Source organism: Paraburkholderia sp. GAS41, assembly GCF_050436545.1.
Lineage (GTDB): Bacteria > Pseudomonadota > Gammaproteobacteria > Burkholderiales > Burkholderiaceae > Paraburkholderia.
The window spans coordinates 100,731-118,753 of sequence record NZ_JBNDMK010000012.1 but is presented as its reverse complement, the minus strand read 5'-3'; the positions used below and the strand labels follow the sequence as shown (position 1 = coordinate 118,753).

Genomic DNA, 18,023 nt, shown 5'->3' with positions numbered 1-18,023 from the left:
GCGTCCGGCTCCGGGGACTCATGCAGCCTGCCTGGACGGACCGCTTAGGAGCCTGGCCCAGGATTTCTAGCTGGGCGACGCGTTTAGACCGCCAGTTCCACGTTATCCACGGCGGCCACCGGCGCACTGCGCCGGATGGCGGGAGCCGCAGCCGGCGCGGTGGTCGGCAGGCAGCGCTGCTCGGCGTCTTCCTGACCGGAGAACAACGGGCAACGGCCGAACAGCTCGGCCACCCAGTCGACGAACACTCGCACGGTGGGTGACAGATGGCGGTTATGCGGATATACCGCCGAGATCGGCAGTGGCGAAGGTTTCCATTGCGACAGCACCTCGACCAGTTCGCCGGAACGCAAATGCGGCAAGGCCATGAAGCGCGGCGCCTGAAGCATACCCACGCCTTTCAGACCGCTTGCCACATAGGCTTCGGCGTCGTTCACGGCAATATTGCCGCGCATCTTGACTTCCACGGTCTGATCGTCGACCCCGAAGGTCAAATCCATGACGCGCCCTGTGCGGCCAAGGAAGTAATTGACGGCAACGTGGTTCTGCAGATCTTCGATGGTTTCCGGCTTGCCGTGTTGTTCCAGATAAAGCGGGCTCGCCACCGTCACACGCTGAAACACGCCAATCCGGCGTGCGACCAGACTCGAATCCTGCAAGGTGCCGATGCGGATGACGCAGTCCACACCCTCCTGAATCAGATCAACGGGTTTGTCGCCGAAGCCGACCATCAACTCGATGTCCGGATAACGCTCGTGGAACTCGTCGATCTTGGGCATGACCACCAGCTTGCCGAGCGCGCTCGGCATATCGACCCGCAATCTGCCGTGCGGCGCCCGCTGGGCGTGCGACAAGGAGCTTTCGGTTTCCTCGATGTCCGCCAGAATGCGCACGCAGCGCTCGTAGTACGCCGCGCCATCCGGCGTGAGGCTCAGACGCCGCGTGGTGCGCTGCAGCAGGCGCACCTTCAGATGCGCCTCGAGGTTCTGAATGATCGTGGTGACCGACGCACGCGGCAGGTCCAGCGTGTCTGCGGCGCGCGAAAAACTGTTCGTCTCCACCACCCGCGTGAACACTTTCATGGCTTGCAGCCGGTCCATATCCCGATCCCTTTGAGCTTTTAGATTCGCCCGGCGCGCGGGCAAGGTTGGCGTGATTGGCGGCGGGCAGATTCTGCACGGCAGGAAAATATCAATTTCCACAAACCAATACGACTGTCCGTATTAAAATGGAACGGCTTATTGATGTCAAGGATATCCCTGGTCTTTGCAGGGCGGCTTTTCCGCTCTCCTGGCTGCGAGGCCCCATATCCGTTGACGCCCCAATATGGACGACCGTACAATTTCCTCACTATGTCTAGACCCTCACACCGCGGGAAAATCCTCGCCGAAGGCCTGAAAGTCGTGCATGAACGCGGCTTTGCGGGCGCCAGCGTGCGCGATATCGTGCAGGCCGCGGGCGTACCGCAAGGATCGTTCACGAACCACTTCGCTTCAAAGGAAGCGTTCGGTCTCGAGATCCTCGAGCTTTACTTCGCCAATAGCCGTGAGGCCGTGCGCGACATGCTGCGCAATGACGCCCTCCCGCCGCTCAGGCGTCTGGGCGACTATATCGACTGGAGCATCGCCCGCGTCTCCCAGAACCAGACGCGCAACGGGTGCCTGCTGGGCAACTTCGCGCTCGAAGCAAGCGACCATAGCGACGCCATTCGCCAGCGCGTCGTCGCGATCTTCGCCGAACTGCAGCAGAGTTTCGAATACTGCCTCGCGTCGGCGATCAAGGCGGGCGAGTTGCCCGCGGATTTCGATTGCAACGATGTGGCCAGCTTCATCGTCGCCTCACTCCAGGGTTCGATTTTGCTCGCCAAGGCGCAACGCAGCCCGCAGCCCGTGGTGCGGTTCAAGCACCTTCTGTTTTCCAGAATCCTGCGCTAGGTAGGCCGCCCCCGGCGGGCGAGCATCGCGTCTGATGAGCGAAGCCCCCGCACGGCGAGGAGCCGCGTCGATTGCGGCTCCTCGAACACTCCCGTTACCTCAAGCGGCAGCGCCCACACCGTACCGAGCAGCCGGTGCATTGCGCGACAGATTCGGGCCCAGCGCCGCACGCGCCGATTCGAAGGCAGCCCAATCGGCCGAATCCGGCAACGACGGCACCGTGGCGAGTTCGCCCTGGTCCAGACCGGCGAGCGCCGCGTCGACCAGATCGTCCGCGCTCATCACGATGCTCTGCGGCAGGTTGTCGACCGGATGACCCGCGATGTCCCAGAATTCCGTGCGAATCGCGCCAGGCAACACCGCTTGCACGCGGACGCCCTTCGCAGCCAGTTCGTGGTGCAGCGACTGGCTGAACGCCAGCACGAAGGCCTTCGTGCCGCCGTACACGCCGTTCAGGATTTCCGGCGCCACGGCCACGATCGAGGCGATGTTGACGATCGTGCCCGCGCCCCGCTCCACGAATGCCGGCGCGATCGCATAGGTCAGCCGCGTGAGCGCGGTGACATTCAACTCGATCATCCCTTCCATGGTGTCCACGTCGGAAACCAGCAGCGGACCGGCGCCGCCGATGCCGGCATTGTTCACCAGCATCGTGATGCTCGAATCGGTGCGCAGGATCTCTTCGATGCGGCGCACGTCGGACTTGTTGCCGAGGTCTGCCGCGACCACTTCGATCGAGCGGCCGGTTGCGGTCGTCAGACGATCGGCCAACTGGTTAAGCCGCTCGCGGTTGCGCGCCACCAGAATCAGGTCATAGCCGCGGCGGGCAAGCCGATCTGCGTAAATCGCGCCGATGCCTGAAGAGGCGCCGGTAATGAGGGCCGTGCCCTTGTGCGTCGTATCGTTCATCACATTTCTCCTGGGGTTCATGACGACCGACTCATGTCGGCCTGCATGGAGAGGAGATTAGGCTCATAATCAGGCGTCTCCAATGTCATAGATGCCACCTTTTAAGCCATCCATTTGCGACGCCCGAGGACACCTCCATGTTACGTATCGGAATCGTGCTGTACCGCGGCTTCCAGGTCATCAACCTGGCTATTACGAGTGTTTGCGAATTCGCCAACCTCACGGCCGCCAAGCCCCTCTACGAAGTCGTGCTGCTTTCTGAACACGGTGGCCCGGTGCAAACGTCAGCCGGCTTCGCGGTCGAAACCCAGGCGTTCGACGACAGCCGTTTCGATACCGTGCTGGTCGTGGGCGACAACGAGGTGATCGCGCCCGGTGCGGGGCTGATCGCCTTTCTGCAACGCTCGGCGCAGACCTCGAGGCGGATCGGCTCCACCTGCACCGGCGCGTTCAATCTCGCGCAAGCGGGCCTGCTCGACGGGCGGCGCGCCACCACCCACTGGTATTTCGCCGCGAAACTGCGCCATGACTATCCGGCGGTGAAGCTGGAAGAAGACCGCATCTTTATCATCGACGGGCCGGTATGGACTTCCGCGGGCATGACGGCGTGTATCGACCTCGCACTGGCCCTGGTCGAAAAGGATGCGGGCGCTGAAATTGCGCGCCAGGTGGCGAGAAAACTGGTGGTCTATCACCGGCGGGCAGGCGGGCAATCGCAGTTTTCAGCGCTGCTTGAACTGGAGCCGCGCTCGGACCGCATCCAGACTGCCCTCGCCTACGCGAAGCAGAATCTTCACACTGAACTGTCCGTCGAACAGCTGGCCGAAGCCGCTCATTTAAGTCCGCGGCAATTCAGCCGTGCGTTCCGCGCCGAGACAGGTCAATCGCCCGCGAAGGCGATCGAGCATCTGCGCATCGAGGCCGCGCGCCTGATGCTGGAGTCGGGCCTGCATCCCATTGAAGTGGTCGCGCGCGATACGGGTTTCGGTGATCGCGAGCGGATGCGCCGGGCGTTCCTGCGCGCATTCGGGCAACCGCCGCAGGTGATACGGCGCGCCTCGCGGGGCAGCGAGGCGCAGGAGCGGGTTTAAGCGAACCCTTTGGAGCCGCGCGAAGCCTTCGGAGCCGCGCAAAGCGTTTGTAGCTGCGCGAAGCCTTTGGAACTGCGCGTAGCCCTACTCCGACTGCGGCAGCGCCACCACGAAAGGTCCACCTTGAAAGCGCTGCGCCGGATCGTCGAATTCGGCTGTCGGCGCCTGAATCGAGAACAGTTCATCGAACTGCGCTGAACTGTCCTGCGGCCGATAACCCAGGAACGCGGCCTTGGTGTTATCCCACCACACCACCCGGTTGTTCGACACGCCGTACACGATTGCATGTCCCACACGGTTCGTGAACAGCGAGCAGCGCACCAGTTCGATAAAGTCGCGAAAGCTCAGGTACGTCACCATCATGCGCGGGTTCTTCGGTACTTCGAACGACGAACCAATTCGCAGGCAGACCGTCTCCAGACCGAAACGGTCGAAGTAGTAGCGCGACAACGATTCGCCAAAGCATTTCGTCACGCCATAGAGGCTGTCCGGACGTAACGGCGCATCGGCATCGAGCACGCTCGTGGTCGGATGAAAACCGATCGCATGATTGGAACTCGCGAACAGCACGCGCTTCACGCCGTGTTTCTGCGCCGCCGCGTACAGGTTATACGTGCCGCGGATATTCGCTTCCAGCAGGTCGTCGAATGGCGCATCCACGGAAATGCCCCCCAGATGCACGACAGCGTCGACGCCTTCGAGCAGCGCATCCACGCCCGCGCGATCCGCGAGATCGAGCACCACATGTTCTTCGTGCTCAGCCGCTTCGCCAAGCGGCGTGATATCCGACAGACGCACGATATCCGCCCACTGCGCCAGCGCGCTGCGCAACTGCTGGCCGAGATTGCCGGCGGCGCCGGTCAGCAACAGCCGGCGAAACGGCTTAGCCTTCGATTCCTGCTTGCTCATTCTTCCTGCTTCTCCTTGCTGCTGCGGTCCTGCGCACCTTGCGCCGTCAATGCGTTGCCGCGTTGCCGGACCGGCAGCTGATTAGTTTATGCACGCGCTGCGTCGACTCCAGGCGGGACTGTATCGGCGCTGCGCGATTGCGGTTCGCGCGGTTCTTTCAGGACGAACCATACCACCACGGCTCCGACCAGATCGAAGCAGGCGAGCGCCACGAACAGCGGGTCGTAGCCGACCAGCGCCACCACCACGCCCACCGCCAGCGAGAACAGCGTGGCGCCGGCATAGCCTGCCATTCCCGTCAGGCCCGTTGCGGTGGCGACATCGTTCTTGCCGAACACATCGGAAGCAAGCGTATAGAGCGCACCCGACAGCGTCTGGTGAGCAAATCCGCCAATACAGAACAGCGCGATCGCCACGTACGGGCTGGTGGCGAGGCCGATGCACGCCGGTCCAATCATGCAGAGCGAACCCGTCACCACCACCAGCTTGCGCGAGGTGATCAGCGACGTCTTGAAGCGCTTCTGATACCACGGTGCGAGATAGCCGCCCAGCACGCAGCCAATATCCGCCGCGAGGAACGGCAGCCACGCAAACAGGGCGATTTCCTTCAGGTTCATATGGCGCACGCTCACCATATAGAGCGGGATCCAGAAGTTGAAGGTCTGCCATGCAGGTTCGGCCAGAAAACGCGGAATCGCAATGCCCCAGAACGCGCGGCGCCGGATAATGGCGCGCCACGACGGACGCGCCACGGTCGCGGTTTTGTATTGCGCTTCCTGCCCGGCAAGAATGTAGTCGCGCTCGGTATCGGACAGGCGCGGTTGATCTTTCGGCGCACGGTACAACAGCAGCCACAAGACACTCCAGATCAGCCCAAGCACGCCGATCGACACGAACGCCATGCGCCAGTTGCCATGCAGCACCCACCAGACCACCAGCGGCGGCGCGATCACGGCGCCAATCGACGAACCGATGTTGAACCAGCCGGTTGCGATGGAACGCTCTTTAGCGGGAAACCATTCGGAGGTGGCCTTCAGGCCGGAGGGAATGCCGGCGGCTTCGGTTAGACCCAGCATGCCGCGGAACACCGCCAGCGAAATCCAGCCGTTGGCCGTGCCGTGCAGCATGCACGCGCCGGACCAGGCAATGGCGAAGAGCGCGAAGCCGATCTTGATGCCGACCACGTCGAGGATGTAGCCGGCGATCGGCTGCATGACCATGTACGCGGCCTGAAACGAAGCGACGATATAGGAGTATTGCGCGGTCGAAATGCTCAGCAGCCGGTTCATTTCCGGCGCGGCGACCGCGAGCGAATTGCGCGCGATGTAATTGACGATGAGACCTGACGTGACGAGTCCGATCATCCACCAGCGCATGCCTCTAACCTTGCCCATTTGCTCCTCCAATATGCCGCCGTGTCCTGACGTGCCGTGTTGTATGGTGCGGGCAGCGTGTTCCCGGCGTGCATCGTGCCAGGGCGAGAGTCGCCGTGATGGCTCGGGTCCGTGGTCGGACCGCCATGCAGGATCGCACCATGGACGCCAAGATAATCAACGGGAGGAATAGTTGTCAAGCAACATTGAAATGACAGACATCTGGCGCTGATTCTTGTTTTCGTATTTATCTTTATTTAATTGAATTTGTGATTTTTTATACGCAAATACACGAACATATAGTCACATGATCGTTTACCCTGAACGTCATTTTGCTATACAACTTCCTTTCTTATGGGCGTTGAGTTTCAATCCGGCAAGCGCGGCTCTAACGCTCCGCCCCGCCCACGGTCGAACACCCACCGTCGCCGGAAAACGCCTTAAGCGTCGCGCGCAAGAGATCAGACAGCCGGAGATAGCGGCGTCGCCGGAAAGCGAGCCGCATTGGGACCAAACGAAGCTAAAGACTCAATGCAGCGTGTTTTCGTCCAGCGGCAACAGGAGTGCCGTCACGCTAAGGTCTTGCTGAAGTTCCGGCCAGTAGAGCCGCTGTTTGTCGATCGAGATCGCGAAGCAATCCCGCTCCACGGATGAAGCCGACGCCAGCGCCGGAAACTGGGTCAAGGGAAACTGGGCCATCCGGCCGTCGGCCAGATCCAGCACCAAAAAGCGTGCATCGAAATGCACATCCACCGCAGCGCCTTTCATGTCCGGCTCCTTGAGAGAGGCAAGCCATCCAAGCGTATAGCGCCGCAACCGGGCGTACAAGCAGGAAAAAGCGGGTACGAGCAGAGGGCGGCCGTGGCGCTCCAAAAGCAAAAACGCCCCGCAGGGCGTCTTTGTCTATGACCGGCCTCTCCCGTGTCCGGAAGCCGCCTGCCCGCTTAGAAGTTGAAGTTGTCGATATTGCTGGAATCAAAAGTCGTCGGCGGTCCGAGGATGATTTCACCCTGCGGTCCGACCGTGCGCTTGCCGAGCTTGCCGGCATCGAACGAATCGCCTTCCTTGCCGGTGATCGTCCCCGACGACAGCGCCGCTGCCGCATAAGCCGCCAGATAGCCCAGCTGATTCGGATCCCACAACTGGAACGCTTTCACGGTGCCATTCTTGACGAAGGCGCGCATCTGGTTCGGCGTACCCAGACCCGTCACATCCACCTTACCCTTGCTCGAAGACGTCGAGATATAACGCGCGGCCGCCGCAATGCCCACCGTCGTCGGCGCAACGATCGCTTTCAGGTTCGGATAGGCCTGCAACAAGCCCTGCGTTTCGACGAACGACTTCTGGTCGTCGTCGTTGCCGTAGGCGATCTTCACCAGCTTGATCTTCGAATACTCCGGCTTCTTCAGCTCTTCCTGCATCCACTTGATCCAGGTGTTCTGGTTGGTTGCATTCGGCGTGGCCGAGAGAATCGCAAACTCGCCCTCGCCGCCCATCAGCTTCGCCACCAGTTGAACCTGCCCGCGCCCAATGCCTTCGGCGTTGGCCTGATTCACGAACAGTTGCCGTCCATCCGGCGCCGTGTCCGAATCGAAGGTCACGACCTTGATGCCTTGCGACATGGCCTTTTTCAGGTAAGGCACGACCGCGTTCGCATCATTGGCCGCAATCACGATCGCGTCCTGGCGCTGCGTGATGAGCGTGTTGATGTATTGCACCTGCGACGACGCGCCCGCATCCGACGGACCCACCACCTTGCCGACGCCGCCGAATTCCTTGATCGCGGCCATGCCGCCATTGTCGGCAATCACCTCGTACGGGTTATTGATCTGCTTCGGGATGAATGCAACCTTCAGGCCGCTTTTGATATCGGCTGCGCTGGCCGCGCAGCTGATGCCTAGCAGGGCCACGCAGAGCGCGGCCGCGCTGGCCTGACGTAGAGGTTTGAACATGAAGTGTCTCCTGGCTAATAGTCGGACGTTGATGCGTCCGGGTTGTTGATATCAGGAACGGCACGCCGTACCGGGTTCGTACGGCTATGAAGCAGCAGATCGGGCAATGAAGCGCCGGTCGCGCATCGCGCGCCAGCGGGCCACCAGATTCGGAATCAGCACGGACGCGAGCAACAGCACGCCGGTCACGATGGTGAGCGTTTCGCTCGACACGTCATCGAGCGTGAGGGCATTTTTCAGCACGCCGATGATCAGCAGCGACAGCAGCACGCCGATCATCGACCCGCGTCCACCGAAAATACTGACGCCGCCGAACAGCACCGCCGCGATCACCGACAACTCGAAGCCTTCGCCGTTGTCGCCGCGCGCGCTGGTAAAGCGCAGCGTGTACACCACGCCGGCGAGCGCACTCATCACGCCGGACAGAACAAACAGGCGCAAGCGGATCTTTGCCACTTCGATGCCGGAAAACGTCGCCGCGGTCGGGTTCGCGCCGATCGCATAGAGACTGCGGCCAAACGCGGTCGACTGCAGCAGCACCGTGAACACCACGGCGCCGACGATCACGATCGCAAAGGGCAACGGAATGAAGGTCGGGCCAAGGTTGTTCATGCCGAACGCCGTATAGCCGGCCGGAAAATCCGCCACAGCCTGATCGCCGAGCAGCACATAGGCGAGCCCGCGAAACAGGGCCAGCGTGCCGATCGTGACAGCCAGCGAAGGCAGGTTCAGCTTGACGATCACCAGTCCGTTCAGCAACCCGGCCAACCCGCCGACGATCAGCACCAGCACGATCACCACCGGCATCGGCAAGCCCATATGCCAGAGCACGCCCATCAGCGCACTCGATGCGCCCAGCACCGACGCCACCGACAGATCGATCTCGGCGGCGACGATAATCAGCGTCATGGGCAAGGCCATCAGCGCGATTTCGGTCAGATCGGCGAGCACGTTGCTGATGTTGGCGCCGGTGAGAAACACCGGCGAGAGCACTCTGCCCAGCACCAGCGACAACACCAGCACGATGACGAGCAACATCTCCCAGCGCAACGGCGTCTCGCGTTTGCGGGTCAACAGGGCGGAATCGGGTTTAGCCATGATCGCGTTTCCTCATCATGCGTTTGGCGACGGAGCGGGCCAGCAACGTGTCGGCTGCGATTGCAGCGACGATCAACGCGCCTTGAATGGCCTGCTCCCAGAATGGCGATACGCGCAGCACCACTAGCGCGATACTGATGACGCCGAGCACCAGCGCACCCAGCGTCGCACCGAGAATCGTGCCGACGCCGCCGGTGATCGCCACGCTGCCGACCACGGCCGCCGCGACCACCTGCAACTCGATGCCCTTCGCCGTACTCGCGTCGACGGTGCCGAAGCGCGCCAGCCACAGCGCCCCGGCGAAACCCGCAATCGCGCCGGACAACAGAAAGCCCGACATCACGCGCCGCTCGACATTGACCCCGGCAAGACGCGCGGCCTCCGGATTCGAGCCGATCGCGTAATGCTCGCGGCCGGCGCGGAACTGCTTCAGATACACCGACAAGCCAATCAGCACCACGATCGCAATCAGGGCGAGCGTCGGCACGCCGAGGATCACGCCCGTTGCGAGCCGCGAGTAGGCGTCGGGCAAGCTGGTTGCGTTGATCTGTCCGCCGTGCACCCACGCGTAGTCGGCGCCACGGAAGATGTAGAGCGTCGACAAGGTGGCGACCAGTGAGGGCACCCGTCCCACCGCCACCAGCAATGCGTTGATGCCGCCCGCGACGAGACCGATCGCGAGCCCCGCGGCAAGCGCCACGATCACCGGCATATGCGGAAACGCGACATACAGACTACCGACCGCATACGCGCTGACGCCGACCGTCGAACCCACCGACAGGTCGATATGCCGCATCAGGATCACCACCGTCATGCCGGCGGTCAGCAAGCTGATAATCGACACATTCAACAGCACGTCGCGCAGATTCTGGAAGTTCAAAAACTGCGGTCGCGCGAGCGCCGTGCCGACGATCAACAGAATCAGCACGATAAACAGCGTGGTCTCGCGGCTTTTCGCAATGGTCGCGACCAGGCCGCCGGTTTTCGCGGCCGGGCCGCCGGCGACGGGAGGCTGCACCGGCGCCGGATGGGGATGAGTATGAGAATGGCGCATCATGCGGCGTGCCCTAGTGGGTTCACAGGCTGGCCGAGTGCGGCGCCCATGATCCGTTCTTCGTTCGCGTCGGCGCGTGCAATGTCGGCGCTGATACGTCCTTCGTGCATCACCAGCACACGATCGGCCATGCCGAGCACTTCCGGCAGTTCGCTGGAAATCATCAGGACCGCCATGCCGCCCTTGACCAGCTCCGCCAGCGCGCTATACACCTCGGCTTTGGCGCCGACGTCGATGCCGCGCGTGGGTTCGTCGATGATCAGGACCTTGGGATCGGTCGCCAGCCACTTGCCGAGCACGACCTTCTGCTGATTCCCGCCGGAGAGCGTGCCGACCGGCGCGTTGGCCTCGCCCGCTTTCAGACGCAGCCGCGTGCCCCACTGCGCCGCCAGTTGCGTTTCACTGCGGGTGGAAATGAGTCCATGTTTGACGAGACGTCCGAGCACCGTCATCGACGCATTGCGCGCGATGCTGAGTTCGAGCGCCAGCCCCTGCTGGCGACGGTCTTCCGGCACCAGCGCCAGCCCCGCCCGCACCGCCGCCGCGGGCCGCCCGGTGGCAAGCGGCTTGCCGGCAATCGAGACTTCGCCCGCATCGAGCGGATCAATGCCGAAGATCGCCCGCGCCACTTCGCTGCGCCCGGCGCCCACCAGCCCCGCCAGCGCCACGATCTCGCCGGCGCGAACCTCGAACGAAATGTCCTTGAACACGCCAACCCGCGTCAAACCGCGTACCGACAAACGCACGTCGCCCGGCGTGACATCCGCCTTCGGATAGAAGCTCTCCAGATCGCGCCCGACCATCTTCGCGACGATCGCGGCGGTGGTCAGATCGGCCGTGGGCGCATCGAACACCTTCGCGCCGTCGCGCATGATGGTGACGTGCTGCGTCAGGGCGAAGACTTCGTCGAGACGATGGGTAATGAAAAGGATCGCCACATCGCGCTCGCGCAATTTTCGCACGATCGCGAAGAGCCGCTCCACTTCGGTCAACGACAGCGCCGCAGTGGGCTCGTCCATGATCAGCACATTCGCATTCAGCGAGAGCGCCTTGGCAATCTCGATCACCTGCTGATCCGCAATCGAAAGACCGCGCACGAGCTGGTCCGCCTGCAGATCCACGCCGAGCGACGCCAGCAGCCCGTTCACCTCGCTGCGCATGGCGTCGTACTGGATCCGTCCAATGCGGTCCACCGGTTGCCGTCCCATGAAAATGTTTTCGGCAATCGAGAGATCGAAGAACAGCGTGGGTTCCTGGTAGATCACCGCGAGACCCGCATCGCGTGCTTCGGCGGGTGTCGCAAAACGACGCGCCACACCGTCGACCAGAATCTCGCCGCCATCGGGCTGATGCACGCCGGCCAGGATTTTCACGAGCGTCGATTTACCCGCGCCGTTCTCGCCGAGCAGTGCATGCACTTCGCCCGGCAACAGCTTGAGATCGCCGTCGGATAACGCGCGGACCCTGCCGAACGATTTGCTCGCATGCCGCAGTTCAAGCCGGGGCGCAGCGGTTGTCTGTTCCTGCACTACCTGTCTCCTCCATCGTGCGGCGTCGTATGCGCGCCGCGTTTCATCGGGGATGCTGTCCAGCTGCTTCGTGTGCGTCAGATTCGATAGATGCGCTCGGCGTTGCTGCGAAACAGCGCGTCTTGCTCGGCTTCGCTCGCGTCCGCGACGATCGCAGCATACGCGCGCCAAAGTTCCTCGTACGAGCCGAACAAACGGTCGACCGGGAAGTTCGAGGCGAACATCGCGCGCTCGACGCCGAACGTGTCGATCGTTTCCAGCACATAAGGACGCAGGCTTTCGACCGACCACTTGTGATCGAACATGGCCAGCCCGCTGATTTTCACCGCGACGTTGGGACAGCCGGCCAGTTGCCGCATGCCTTCACGCCACGCGCGATAACCCGCCACGCTGTTGCGGTCGACGAACATGCCCGCGTGATTGACGATGATCTGCGTGTCGGCATGAGCGCGGGCTAGCGCGACCGCCTCTTCCATCTGCGACGGATACAGTTGCAGATCGAACGACAGATGATAACGGCGCAGCAGACCGAAATTCTCACGCCACACGGGCTCGCGCATCAGATGCCGGCCGATGTAATCGAACAGCTTGTTTTCATGCACGTTCAGGATCTGGCGAATGCCACGCGTATTGGCGAAGGCCGCATGCGCTTCGAGCACCTGCTCGGCATTCGGCGCCGCGAGATCGGCCGCCGCGACGATGCCGTTCGGCAAGCCACGCGAGCCCGCTTCGCTGGAAAGGCTTTGCAACCAGCGCGTTTCTTCGACCGGATCAGCCGGATCGTGATTCGCCTCGACGTGCACCACTTTCAGAATCTCGATCGCGCCGGCTTCGCGTAGCAGATCGGCAACCAGATAGTCGTGCTTCAGTTCGCGCGCGTCACCGACGAACGACACACCGGGATTCGCGAGCCACGGATAGTGATGTGTCTTCAGATCCCACAAGTGAATGTGCGGGTCGATAACTTGCATGAGGCGTGTCTCCTGGCATCAGCCGCAACCCGGCATGGCGCGGCTGCAATGAGTGTGTGTCGTTCAGGCCGGCGCCTGCAGATGAAACACCGGCTCCAGCACCTGCTGCAACGGCGTGTGATCCGGCGCGGTCTGCATGATGTCGGCCATGTAGTCCCACCATTTGCGCATGACGTCGAGTTCCGGCAAACGGTCCATCTGATGATTGGGGGTACGCGTCAGGATCGCAAAGAGGTGATGGCTATCGGCATCAAAGAAGATGCGGTAATCGCGCACACCGGCTTGCTGCAGCGCATCGGCCAGCTCGGGCCAGATCTGCTGATGCCGGCGCTCGTATTCCTCGCGCATGCCAGGGTTAAGCACCATCCGGAAAGCGATTGTCTCCATTGCAGCCTGTCTCCAGTCCTGACTATTCATCTATCGGGGCGCTTTCTGGGTGAAGCGTCTGATCGGACTATAATTCCTCGATCGATAGCCTCTCAATCCGTTGTTGGGATTGGGCGATCCAGAAACCGAATCGCACGATCGCTCACGCCTCTGCCTCCGCACCCGCCCATCTGCTTTGCCAACCGCCTCTGCACCATGAGCCAGAACGCTGCTACCGTCGCCCTCGTCAACCGGCTCAAATTCAAACACCTCGCGCTGCTGGTCGCGCTGGACGATGCCCGCAACCTCCATCAGGCCGCCGACGCCGTCAACGTGGCGCAACCCAGCGCGTCCCGCATGCTGGGCGATATCGAAGAAGCGTTCGGCTTCCTGCTTTTCGAGCGCAACGCGCGCGGCATGACGCCCACGCCGCTCGGCGTGGTCACCCTCGCCTACGCGCGCCGCGCGCTGGCGGAGCTGACCCGCTTCGCCGAAGACCTCGACGTCAAACGCAAGGGCGGGCACGGCCAGTTGACCGTCGGCGCCATCATGGGCGCCGCGCCCGACCTGCTGGCCATGGCGGTCGCCGCCCTGAAAACCGAACGGCCGCTGCTGAACGTGCGCATTCTCGGCGAAACCAGCGATCAGGTGGTTCAGTTGCTGCATCGCCGCGAAGTGGATCTCGCGCTCGGACGGCTCACCCATCCCTTGCAACACAACGATTTCAGTTTCGAACCGCTCGCCCGCGAGACTTTGTTGCTGGTGGTGCGCACGGCGCATCCGCTGGCGCAACACACCGCCATCAACTTGCGCGAGCTGGTCGACTGGCCGTGGGTGGCCCAACCGCTCACGAGTCCGGCGCGCGTGCTGTTCGAAGAAGAACTGGCCCGCGCCGGGCTCGCCACGCCGGTCAACCTGACCGAATGCGCGTCGATCTTCGCGACCCTGCAACTGCTCGAAAACTACGATGCCGTGGCGATGCTGCCCGAATCCGTGGTGCGCGACCATGTGCGCGGCAAGCTGCTGGTGGCGCTGCCCGTCGAAATCGGTAAGAGTCTGGCCGGCTTCGGCATTCTCACGCGCAAGGAAGAAGCGCTCGCCGAACCGGCGCTGCACTTCATCGACCTGCTGCGCAGTGTCTCGCTGCAGCTCGCGCGCGACGCTATCGTCCAGCCGCATGCCACCGCTTCGGCCGGCGGCGACGTTGTGCCACTGCCGGCTCATTGATCCTCGCACCGAGCCGCGCGAGTTCACTGCAGGTTGACGAACAGACCGCCGTCCACCAGCAACGCGGCGCCCGTCACGTAGCGGGCGCGATCCGAGGCCAGAAACACCACGCAATCCGCGACATCTTCCGGGCGTCCTAGCCGGCCCAACGGAATGCGTTTTTCGAAGTAGGCTTTCTTGGACTCGTCGGCGAGGTCTTCGGCGTTCAGATCGGTCGCGATCGTGCCGGGCATCACCGAATTGCAGCGAATCCCGTACGGTCCCAACGCCACCGCGCACGACTGCATCAGCGAATGCACGCCCGCCTTCGTAGGCGTGTAGTGCGTCTGCATGCCGCCACCCACCAGCGCGCTGATCGAACTCGTGGCGACAATCGCACCGCCCGTGCCTTGCGCCTTCATCTGCTGCGCGGCGGCCTGGGTCACGAAGAAGGCACCGTTGAGGTTCACCGCCACGGTCGTCTCCAGGACTTCGGCAGGCATATCCAGAAACGCATGAAACGGACAGATGCCCGCATTGCTCGCCAGCACGTCCACCTTGCCGAACGCCTCGACAGTGCGCTTCACCAGTTCCGCACCCGTCTCGCGCGCCGCGACATTGCCTTCCACGGCGATGGCCCGGCGCCCCAGCCCTTCGATTTCAGCCAGCACTTCTTCCACTGCCGAGCGGCGTCCATACGATGCGTCGTTGTCGCCCCAGTAGTTGATCGCCACGTCGGCGCCGTCGCGAGCGCAAGCCACCGCGATTGCCCGGCCAATGCCGCGCGACCCGCCTGTCACGATCACGACCTTATCCTTGAGCAGCACTTCTTTCTCCTTGTTCGATTGAGCCGTCGCGCTCATCTTTCTTCTTCAGTCCCACTCGGTGCGACCGGGCACCGATGCGCGCCGCTTGCGATGCACAACCCGGCGCACATCTTACCGGGGATACGGCCGCACCAACGCACATTCCGGATTGAGCCGCACGCCAAAGCCAGGCGTATCCGGCACCTTCATCCGGCCATTGACGGGCACCGGTTCGTCGAGCAGCAACGGCGTGAACATCGGCACCACTTCATCGGCCTTCGGCGCCATCATCAGAAACTCCGCGAACGGCGAGTTATGACGCGTGACGACGAAGTGGTAGCTGTACACCGACGAACCATGCGGCACCACCATCACGTTGTGCGCATCGGCCAGTGCGGAAATCTTGATCAGTTCGGTGATGCCGCCGCACCAGCCCACGTCCGGCTGGATCAGGTCGCAGCAGTTCATCTCCAGCAACATGCGAAAGCCCCAGCGGGTTGCCTCGTGTTCCCCGGTCGAAACCATCATGCCGCGCGGCACGTTGCGGCGCAGTTCGGCGTAACCCCAGTAATCGTCCGGCGGCAGCGCTTCTTCGATCCATTTCAGACCGTGCTCATGCGCCGCGTGCGCAAGCCGCGTGGCATACGGCACGTCGAGACTCATCCAGCAGTCGTACATCAGCCAGAAATCGTCGCCGACGCGGCTGCGCATGTCGGCGAGGCGCTCGATGTTCTTCTTGAGTCCCTCTTCGCCCTCAGCCGGTCCGTGTTGCAAAGGCAGCTTGCCGCCGATGAAACCCATCTCCTTGGCGAGATCGGGCCGCGCGCCGGTCGCATAAAACACCAGTTCGTCGCGCACCGGGCCGCCGAGCAGCTGATACACCGGCTCCTGGCGAATCTTTCCGAGCAGATCCCACAGCGCGAGATCGACGCCGGAGATGGTGTTCAGCACCACGCCTTTGCGGCCGTAATAGAGCGTGGCGAAATACATCTGATCCCACATCTTCTCGATGTCGGTCACGAATTGGCCTTCGAGGAAACGCGCCAGATGCTTCTCGACGATGAAGGCGCCGATTTCGCCACCGGTCGTCACCGCGAAGCCGACGGTGCCGTCGCTCGCTTCGATCTCGACCACCAACGTACCCAGCACATTGATGCCGAACGACTGGCGGCTTTGCCGGTATTCCGGGTAGCGCGCCATGGGCGTGGAAATGTGATCGTCGATCCAGTGACCGTCCGGCTGGTCGTGATAATCCGCGCCGCCGCCACGGACGATAAAGGCACGCACGTGCTTGATAGTAGGCATGGCCATAAGAGAGAGGCTCCGTTTTTAGTGCAGTAAAGCGCGGCCGTCGATGATTAGCGGGCGCGGTGTATCAGTGGTGAATGAGTGATGCAAGAGGTTCGGCCGCCATGCTGCTGTCGCGGCGAAACAGCATGCCGATCAGCAACGCCGCCAGCAAGCTCGCCGCGCCGAGTACCAGCAGGCCCGCCGAGGTCGAAGCAAAGGTGTGTTCAGCCGCGGTGCGCAGCGACGGTGCGATAAAGCCACCCAGGCCGCCGAGCGAATTGATCAGGGCGATCGCGCCGGCGGCCGCCGCGCCGGTCAGATAGCGCGTGGGAAAAGTCCAGAACAGCGGTTGCGCCGCGATAAAACCGCTTGCGGCACAACACAGCGCAGCGAGTCCAAGCAACGGACTGTGCGCAAGACCGGACACGCCGATACCGAGCCCGGCGAGCACCAGCAGCGCAACGGTCCAGCGGCGATGCCCGCCGCAGCGATCTGCGCGCCGCGGTACGATCCACGTCACGACGAGCGCGCACAACCAGGGCAGCGCCGCGACGAGTCCGACGCGCACGCCCACCGTGGTGCCGAGCAAGGCCGCGACCTGCTGCGGCAGATAGAAGATCACGCCATACACGCTCATCTGGATCAGCAGATAGATTCCCGATAACGCCAGCACGCGACGATCGAGCAATGCCGCCAGGGTATTGCGAGGTCCGTGCGCGGCCGCACCGCGGGCGTTGGCGTCGAGTGCCGCGCGTAGCGTGACGCGTTGCGTGTGATCGAGCCAGCGCGCGTCTTCGGGCCGGTTGTCCAGATACCAGAACGCCCACACGCCGACCGCAGTTGCCATGCCGCCTTCAATCAGGAACAGCCACTGCCAGCCCGCCAGACCGGCTGCGCCATGCAATTCGAGCAGCGCGCCCGAAAGCGGACTGCCGAAAATGAACGCAAGCGGCGCGCCGAAATAAAACACGCCGACTGCGCGCGCCCGCGCCGATTGCGGAAACCAGTGCGTGAGGTAATAGATCACGCCCGGAAAGAATCCGGCTTCCGCGACGCCTAGCAGAAATCGCAACGTGTAAAACGCGGTGGGCGTGTGCGCGAAACACATCGATGCCGACACCAGTCCCCACGTCACCATGATCCGGCACATCCAGACGCGCGCGCCGACACGATGCAGCAGCAGATTGCTTGGCACTTCGAACAATGCATAGCCGATAAAGAACACCCCGGCGCCGAAGGCAAACGCGGCATTCGACAAACCGGTATCGTGCTGCAGCGCTTTTTGCGCGAAGCCGATATTGGCGCGGTCGAGAAAGGCCAGCACGTACATCAGCAGCAGAAACGGCAACAGGCGCCGCATCACCTTGCTGTTGATCGCCTCGAGGGAAGCGGGCGAATTCAGATTCATGGCGTCTCAGGTTCCATGCAAAACGGTCCATGACGGCGGGCGAGGTCCGCTCGCGCGGGCGTGACCTTGCTGCGTGTCACGCCTTGCGTCGCCGGATCATCCGGCCCGTCTCAGCGGGCTCGACGAA

The 18,023-nt window shown here is 62.7% G+C and carries 17 protein-coding genes; 3 read left to right on the top strand and 14 right to left on the bottom strand.

The window, feature by feature from the left end; genetic code table 11:
- Positions 1–83: 83 nt before the first annotated feature.
- Positions 84–1,100 carry a LysR family transcriptional regulator gene (locus P3T43_RS18225; RefSeq protein ID WP_429282432.1) on the bottom strand — a complete coding sequence of 339 codons (1,017 nt, stop codon included), beginning with the start codon at positions 1,098–1,100 and terminating at the stop codon, positions 84–86.
- A gap of 252 nt (positions 1,101–1,352) precedes the next feature.
- Here P3T43_RS18225 and P3T43_RS18220 point away from each other — a divergent pair, with 252 nt between their 5' ends.
- A complete protein-coding gene (locus tag P3T43_RS18220; protein ID WP_429282431.1) occupies positions 1,353–1,934 on the top strand; it encodes a TetR family transcriptional regulator C-terminal domain-containing protein in 582 nt (193 codons plus the stop codon).
- Positions 1,935–2,033: 99 nt separating this feature from the next.
- Here the strand turns inward: P3T43_RS18220 and P3T43_RS18215 are convergent, their stop codons facing one another.
- Positions 2,034–2,843, bottom strand: a complete 810-nt coding sequence (locus tag P3T43_RS18215) for an SDR family NAD(P)-dependent oxidoreductase (RefSeq protein ID WP_429282430.1) — start codon at positions 2,841–2,843, stop codon at positions 2,034–2,036.
- A gap of 137 nt (positions 2,844–2,980) precedes the next feature.
- On the opposite strand from P3T43_RS18215, the gene P3T43_RS18210 reads away from it, so the two are divergent.
- The gene (locus P3T43_RS18210) at positions 2,981–3,934 is read left to right on the top strand and encodes a GlxA family transcriptional regulator (RefSeq protein ID WP_429282429.1); all 954 of its coding nucleotides are present in this window, start codon (positions 2,981–2,983) and stop codon (positions 3,932–3,934) included.
- Positions 3,935–4,018: 84 nt separating this feature from the next.
- On the opposite strand, the gene P3T43_RS18205 is transcribed toward P3T43_RS18210, so the two are convergent.
- The 9 genes from P3T43_RS18205 to rhaM form a co-directional block, all read right to left on the bottom strand.
- Positions 4,019–4,843, bottom strand: a complete 825-nt coding sequence (locus P3T43_RS18205; protein ID WP_429282428.1) for an NAD-dependent epimerase/dehydratase family protein — start codon at positions 4,841–4,843, stop codon at positions 4,019–4,021.
- Between the two features lie 86 nt (positions 4,844–4,929).
- Entirely contained in the window at positions 4,930–6,237 is a 1,308-nt protein-coding gene (locus tag P3T43_RS18200; protein ID WP_429282427.1) for an MFS transporter, read from the bottom strand.
- Positions 6,238–6,744: 507 nt separating this feature from the next.
- Positions 6,745–6,984, bottom strand: a complete 240-nt coding sequence (locus P3T43_RS18195) for a DUF2442 domain-containing protein (protein ID WP_429282426.1) — start codon at positions 6,982–6,984, stop codon at positions 6,745–6,747.
- Between the two features lie 176 nt (positions 6,985–7,160).
- The gene (gene rhaS, locus P3T43_RS18190; protein ID WP_429282425.1) at positions 7,161–8,168 is read right to left on the bottom strand and encodes a rhamnose ABC transporter substrate-binding protein; all 1,008 of its coding nucleotides are present in this window, start codon (positions 8,166–8,168) and stop codon (positions 7,161–7,163) included.
- Positions 8,169–8,252: 84 nt separating this feature from the next.
- On the bottom strand, positions 8,253–9,266 hold the full coding sequence (locus tag P3T43_RS18185; protein ID WP_429282424.1) for an ABC transporter permease: 1,014 nt from the start codon (positions 9,264–9,266) through the stop codon (positions 8,253–8,255).
- The gene (locus tag P3T43_RS18180) at positions 9,259–10,323 is read right to left on the bottom strand and encodes an ABC transporter permease (protein WP_429282423.1); all 1,065 of its coding nucleotides are present in this window, start codon (positions 10,321–10,323) and stop codon (positions 9,259–9,261) included. Before P3T43_RS18180 ends, P3T43_RS18185 begins: the two co-directional genes overlap by 8 nt.
- Positions 10,320–11,849: a sugar ABC transporter ATP-binding protein gene (locus P3T43_RS18175; protein WP_429282422.1), complete on the bottom strand. Its 1,530-nt coding sequence runs from the start codon at positions 11,847–11,849 to the stop codon at positions 10,320–10,322. The genes P3T43_RS18180 and P3T43_RS18175 overlap by 4 nt, the downstream gene beginning before the upstream one ends.
- Positions 11,850–11,926: 77 nt before the next feature.
- The gene (locus P3T43_RS18170; protein ID WP_429282421.1) at positions 11,927–12,820 is read right to left on the bottom strand and encodes an amidohydrolase family protein; all 894 of its coding nucleotides are present in this window, start codon (positions 12,818–12,820) and stop codon (positions 11,927–11,929) included.
- A 63-nt stretch (positions 12,821–12,883) separates the two neighbouring features.
- A complete protein-coding gene (gene rhaM, locus P3T43_RS18165) occupies positions 12,884–13,207 on the bottom strand; it encodes an L-rhamnose mutarotase (protein WP_429282420.1) in 324 nt (107 codons plus the stop codon).
- 195 nt (positions 13,208–13,402) lie between these two features.
- Here rhaM and P3T43_RS18160 point away from each other — a divergent pair, with 195 nt between their 5' ends.
- Positions 13,403–14,413 carry a LysR family transcriptional regulator gene (locus tag P3T43_RS18160; protein ID WP_429282419.1) on the top strand — a complete coding sequence of 337 codons (1,011 nt, stop codon included), beginning with the start codon at positions 13,403–13,405 and terminating at the stop codon, positions 14,411–14,413.
- 23 nt (positions 14,414–14,436) lie between these two features.
- On the opposite strand, the gene P3T43_RS18155 is transcribed toward P3T43_RS18160, so the two are convergent.
- From P3T43_RS18155 to P3T43_RS18145, 3 genes are all read right to left on the bottom strand, one after another.
- Positions 14,437–15,219, bottom strand: a complete 783-nt coding sequence (locus P3T43_RS18155; protein ID WP_429282505.1) for an SDR family NAD(P)-dependent oxidoreductase — start codon at positions 15,217–15,219, stop codon at positions 14,437–14,439.
- Between the two features lie 111 nt (positions 15,220–15,330).
- Positions 15,331–16,509 carry an L-rhamnonate dehydratase gene (gene rhmD / locus P3T43_RS18150; RefSeq protein WP_429282418.1) on the bottom strand — a complete coding sequence of 393 codons (1,179 nt, stop codon included), beginning with the start codon at positions 16,507–16,509 and terminating at the stop codon, positions 15,331–15,333.
- Positions 16,510–16,573: 64 nt separating this feature from the next.
- The gene (locus tag P3T43_RS18145) at positions 16,574–17,896 is read right to left on the bottom strand and encodes an MFS transporter (protein ID WP_429282417.1); all 1,323 of its coding nucleotides are present in this window, start codon (positions 17,894–17,896) and stop codon (positions 16,574–16,576) included.
- Between the last annotated feature and the right edge of the window lie 127 nt (positions 17,897–18,023).